Annotated in this window: 3 protein-coding genes; 1 reads left to right on the forward strand and 2 read right to left on the reverse strand. The window is 69.5% G+C overall.

Annotated elements, in window-relative coordinates; all coding sequences use genetic code 11:
• Positions 1-427: 427 nt before the first annotated feature.
• Entirely contained in the window at positions 428-1,336 is a 909-nt protein-coding gene (locus tag ABZ374_RS47745) for an N-6 DNA methylase (protein ID WP_360324896.1), read from the forward strand.
• Positions 1,337-1,605: 269 nt separating this feature from the next.
• Here ABZ374_RS47745 and ABZ374_RS47750 read toward each other — a convergent pair whose 3' ends face one another.
• Complete coding sequence (locus tag ABZ374_RS47750) at positions 1,606-4,782, reverse strand: Helicase associated domain protein (RefSeq protein WP_360324898.1); 3,177 nt, start codon at positions 4,780-4,782, stop codon at positions 1,606-1,608.
• Positions 4,783-4,991: 209 nt separating this feature from the next.
• Positions 4,992-5,441, reverse strand: coding sequence for a hypothetical protein (locus ABZ374_RS47755; protein ID WP_360324901.1), 450 nt, complete (start codon positions 5,439-5,441; stop codon positions 4,992-4,994).
• Positions 5,442-5,882 lie beyond the last annotated feature (441 nt).

A 5,882-nucleotide genomic window follows, 5' to 3' on the forward strand; every position in this document is an offset into this window, starting at 1 on the left:
CCGATATCGGCATACCGCTGACAGCACAGCCACGGTCGGGTAGGTCGGGACCCGACACACCGGCAGTGGTCGATTCGTCCCGGCGGACATCCCGGGACACCGGACGTGAGCGGCCCCGAACCGCGAAGTCGCCGGCGGCCCGACCGGCCTGTCGAACGTGGCAACGGGGCGCGCCGCCGCACGGGTGCCGGTCTCCGCGTCCCGGACCGACTGCTCGGCCTTGGGTCCCCCGGAGGGACCATCCGCAGGATGGGGGGCAGGACCGGCGCCGATTCGAACCGCTCACACCGCGACTCCACGTCGAGGCCCGACGCGTCAAGGCGGCCGAACCGAGCCGCCCACTAAGCTTTGAGAAATATGAATATGTTAAGTCAAAGCTCGGCTAGGCTGCTGCCCGGACCTACAACGAGTGGAGACGGGGCGAGAGATGACAGACCGAAACAAAACCCTGTTCGCGAACGCCAAGTCCGCCGAGAACGCCGTCGGGGAGACGGAACGCGGACGACTGATCCTGGGTGACTGGAGCCCCTTCCACGCCCGATCGCTCAAACCCACCACGTTCGATCCGGACGAGATCCAGTACGTGGCCGGCGTGGCCAAGGGAAAGATCCTCGCCGTGTACGCAGTGGCCCCGGACGAGAACGGCAACGCCTGGCAGCGTATCCCCGAACCGGATCGCCCCGAGAAGTGGAGGGTTCGCTTCCACGGCGTCAGGACGCTACGTCATCTCGAGGGGACGCCCAGCCCCGTCACCTGGGGCAGAGGCCAGGGAACACCCGTACGAGTCGCGGAATCCGGCCTGCTCACCGAGGGCGACGCGGCCAAGGAACCGGTCGAGTCTTCCGACCGACCAGCCCAACGGGCGGTTCTGGGCCATGTCACCGTGACAGCCGACACCCAAGGCCACCACGTCACCGTGGACGCTCCGGCGGGAACCACGCTGACCATACGCACCACCCCCACCCGGGCAAGCATCGACACCGAGCAGATCCCGACCATTACTGCCGCCCCGACCGGGAAGCCGCCCGGACCATACAGCGGGTACTACACACCACGACGCCTCGTCGAGGAAACGGTCAAGGTGATGCTGGACTCCCTCGGAGAGGCGGCATTGCAAGGGGAACTACACATCGGGGACCCCGCTACCGGCTCAGGCAACTTCCTGATCGAGGCGATGAGGCAACTCGCTCGTCGCCAGGAGCAGAAACATCCTGTACCCGAGGGCCATCAGGACGCCCCAGGATCGACTGCCGCTCGCGATCTTCTCCCCCAAGAGGACATCGAAGCGATCACCCGGCACATCCACGACACCCTTCTTGAGGCGAGCCGCCCGTGAACCCCCTCGGCCCATCCCATCAGGCACGTCCGTTCCTGGACATCCGGATCGGAGAACTGAGAATCACATTGGGAAGGCGTCCCACAAAGCTGATCTCGGTTCTCGTGACAGCAACCGTCGGTATAGGAATGTGGCTGTCAGCCAGCGGCCACGGACTGCCCCACAAGTAAAAGAAGACCCGACCCGGCCCACGAACAACCACGTCGCCTCACCCCCGACCTCACTCCGAAACTCACATTCCACCGAACACCCCCGCCCAACAACGCGGTTCACCACCGCATGCCGAGTTCGGCGAGGAGCCGCACCCGCTCCTCGCTCAAAGACCCCCGTCGAGTGCGTTGGTTGTTGACCCACTTGCCGAGCCGGACCTCTATGGCACCGCCACCCTCGCCCGCGCCACCACCGGGTCCGGTCGCCGTCTCCGTCGCCACGGTCTCGACGTGTGCGCGGGGCACTTCGAGGTCGCCTTCTCGTTGGCGGTAGGCGACGGCCGCGGCGAACGCCGTCTCCCACGCGCCCCGGCCGCGCCTCGGCGCCCGGGCCCCGTCGCGGTCGGCCACAGGGCCGCCGACGCCGTCGCCCGCAGCCACCGCGCCGTTCTCCACGCCGCCGCCCGCTGCGCCGCTACCGCCCCGTGCCGCGCCGCCACCATCACCCTCCGCTGCGCCGTGCCCGCGTTCGGGTTCGGGTGTGATGCCGAGTTCGTGGAGTTGTTCGAGTTGTCCGGCCCGGAGCTTCGCTCGTGTGGCGGGTGTGGCCTGTCGCCGTGCCCATCTGCCGATGTCTTCGCCGCCGGCCATGTACCCGGGCACCAGTTCGTCGAGGCTGCCCCTGCGTGCGAGGTGGAGCCGGGTCTCGTTGGCGGCCCGCTGCCATGCGATGGTCCACCCGTCGGGCTGCCACCACGGGTCCAACTCCTCCAGGGCCCGGCGGCGTTCGGGGTGCGCGTCGAGAACCCCGGCACGCCGCTGGTTCGCCAGCCACTGGCCGACCCTCACCCCGTCCTGGACGGCTCCCTGTGGTGCGGCGAGGTGTCCGACGCGTTCGACATACCGCCTGGCGACGGCGAGTCCGTCGTCGAAGGCGGCGTCGGGATGTGACCACACCATGCCGAGCATGACGAGGTTGCGGACGCGGCCGGTGTCGAGCCGCCCGGCGGCGTACTCCCTGCGCTGCACCGCGGCCCATTGCCCGACCGGGTAGTCGTGGTCGTGCCCGTCGCGTGCGTCGAGGGGGATCCTCATGTGCCCGTGCGTCCACAGGAACCGCCGCGCGGCGAGATACCCGCGTACCCAGTCCCGTTCGTCGGGGTCGATGACCCGCAACCGCACGAAGTCGGCGACGGCGGCGGGGTCGCGGGGACTGGAGAACCGCAGGAGGGGCCGCGTCTCCACCCCCGGACCAGCACCACCCGCCACCCCTGCCGCGCCTTCCACGACCCCACCAGAGCCCCGCACGGCCCCGCCCGCATCGACCCCCGCGCCGCCCCCGGCCGTGCCCGCGCCCTCGGCGGACACGCCGGCGCCGTCCCCGACACCACCCGCCGAATAACCCACGCCCGCCGGGCCGCCCGTGCCGGGCCCGCCCTCCGCCGCGCCGAGGGAGCGGTCTCCGTCCCTCGTGTCGCCGCTCGCCGAACCCTGTGTTTCCTCGTCCCGTTCCCGGGCTCGGTCGGCTTCGGCGAATGTCCTTGTGGCGCCGTGGGCTTGTGCCTGGGGAACGGCGAGTGCTTCGACCAGTTCGGGGGCGTGGGAGCGCAACGCCTCCAACACGGTCACCAGGTACCGGTGCCCGTCCGACAGGAGCATGTCGTCGGGCCTTTCGTGGTCGTCGAGGAAGACGGGCACGATGATCGCGGCGACCTTGCCCTGCCCCGGTTTCTGCCGCAGGGCCCTGCCCAGGGCCTGGGTGATGCTCACGACGCTCGACATCTCGTCGAAGATCGCCACGGCGTCGACGGCGGGGCAGTCGATGCCCTCCCCGAGGATCCGCACGTTCGCCACCACCGACAGGTCACCCGACACCCCGGGTTCGGCGAACCGGCCGAGAACCCGCCGCCGGTGATCGGCCGGGTGGTCCCCGTGCAGCCATTCGGCGCGGACGTCCGTGGGGGCCTGGTCCGGGAGTTCGGCGCGCAGGCGTCGGCCGACGTCGGGGAGCCCCAACGCGAAAGCCTTGGCCTCGGCGACGCGGTGATGGAACGTGATGACGGTCCGCAGATCGTTCTCGCGGGCAGTCTTCAACAGCGCGGTCTGCAAGGCGGCGAGGCGTTTGCCGCGCCAGGCCTCGACGAGCTTTGGCGCCTTGGAGCTCTTCTCGTCCAGTGCCTTGCGCGCGTCGCGTCGGGCCTGGTTGAGCTCGGTGTCCCGGATGTCGGCCACCAGCACCACGAACCGCGCGAGGAGGCCGCGTCGGATGCTCTCGGCGAGCCCCAGGTGGAAGATCCTCGGGCCGTAGACGTCGATCGCGTCCATGGACACGGCGAGTTCCTCGGGAAGCGCGGGAACACGCGGGAGCCGGGCCGGCCGGGTCCGCACCGTCCCACCGCCGCCGGTGTCGCCGCCCCCGACGTCATCTGACACCACGTCAGATGAAGCAGACATTTCGCCGGCTTCGTCGATCGTTTCGGTTTGCATTTCCGGCGAGAAATACTCGTCTTCCAATTCGACGTCGAATGCGATGTCGTCGGGGACCGGGGGAAGCTCGATGCGAGGTCCGGTGTGAGCTTCGACCTGCTGCTCGAGGCCGCCGCCCACGCCGTGCGCCCCGCCCCCGAACCCCACCTCGAACAACGCCCCCTGACCGCCCGCGCCACTCCCGACACCGCCCCCGCGTCGCCTCCTGCGCCGTCCTTTGAAGGATTCGTAGATGCGGGGTGTGGCGGTCATGTACAACCGCCGCTGCGCCGGGACGAGGGTGTTGTCGTGGATGTCGGTCCAGGTCTTGTCGACGTGTCCGGCGGCCCGGTGGGCCTCGTCGCACAGCACCAGCGCCCAAGGACTGAGAGCGGGAATTCCGTAGGGCCCGGTGTGCGCGTGAATCACGGCACCGAGGGACGCGTAGGTGGCGAACACCGTGTAACGGGAGTGCCGTTGGGCCCACAGGGCGAGGCTGGGTCCGCTGGTGGTGGCGCGCACCCCGGCTGCGCCGAGTGCGTCGTCGCCTTCGAGGGAGCAGACCGCGAGCATGGGCTCGTCGTGCCCGAAGGAACGCCACGCCGTGACGGTCTGGGTGAGCAGGTCGAGGGTGGGGACCAGGACGAGGGTGCCGCCGGCGGGTGCGAGGCGCCGTGCGGCCTCGGCGGCGATCAGGGTCTTGCCGGTGCCGGTGGCGGACACCAGGAGCCCGCGGTTGCCCCCGGGGTGTACGGGGCCTTCCAGGCCGCGTACGGCGGCGTCGACGGCTTCGATCTGGTGCGGCCGAGGCCGTGGTGTGAAATCGCGCACCGGCCCTCCTCATCATGCCTCAGGAATACCCGACGTGGCACTCGCTTCACATCAAAGTCTACCTGCGAGATTCTTGAGTCACACGAACCTCGAAGCACTGAGTCACCTCGAATGAATGAAATCGCGGACGACGACGGTCACACTCGATCCGCCGCCGAACCTGCGGCTGAACGTTCGAGCGGGGGAGGGGAGCGACCTGCCGCCTCGCCTTACTCCGGTACGCCCAGTTTCCCCAGTCGCGAGCGGATCGCACTGGGTTGGCGGTCGAAGCGCCGGGCGAGTTCGGCCGGGCCGTGGCCGGCGGCGTGGAGTTCCAGGAGCAGTTGCTCGTCCTCGGGGGTCCATCGTTGGTAGGCGTTGCCGTGCCGTGTGCGGATCTCTTCCACGGAGTAGGCCTTGCCCGCGGTCTCGTCCACGCTCGACGCCGGTTTCCTGACGTTCGTGTCGGGAGCGGCGATCAGTTCCACCGAGCCCAGCGAGGCGGAGGGGAAGTCGCACACTTCGACTCCCTCCAGCCAGAACGTGGTGGTGCCGTCCTCGAAGGTCAACAGGTCCGCGTGGAGGTCGAGTTCGCGACAGGTGACATCCGGGTCCGCGGGGTCGACGACGAACTCCTTGAAACGCAGACGGAATACCTGCCGGGGCATCGATGCGGTCATGACAAAACGATGCCGGCCGGACCGGCCACCCCGACAGCCCCCGCCGATCCAGGTCGTGGATCGGCTCCCCGCAACGCGAGGAGCCCACACTCCCTCACGTGAGGAACTCCCCGAAACCACAACCCACTTCGTGCTGCCGGCGGGCCGCAACGCGGCCCTGGTCCGAGCCGCAACGCGGATCGGACGCCTCCCGCAACGCGGGAGGCTTTCACTCCCTTCCGATCCGCAACGCGGATCGAGCTCCCCGCAACGCGGGGAGCCTCCCCGGTGGCGCAACGCGCCACCGCGAGCCGCAACGCGGCTCGCTTTCGCTCGCAAGCCGCGCAGCGGCTTGGGGACCCGCTCCGCGGGCGAACCCTGTCCCGCCACGCGGCTCGGCAACTGCGGTCCGCTAAGCGGATTCGGTTTCGGATTCGGCTGCGCCGTCCGGTGCGGACGCCA

Source organism: Embleya sp. NPDC005971 (genome assembly GCF_040629175.1).
Classification (GTDB): Bacteria; Actinomycetota; Actinomycetes; order Streptomycetales; family Streptomycetaceae; genus Embleya.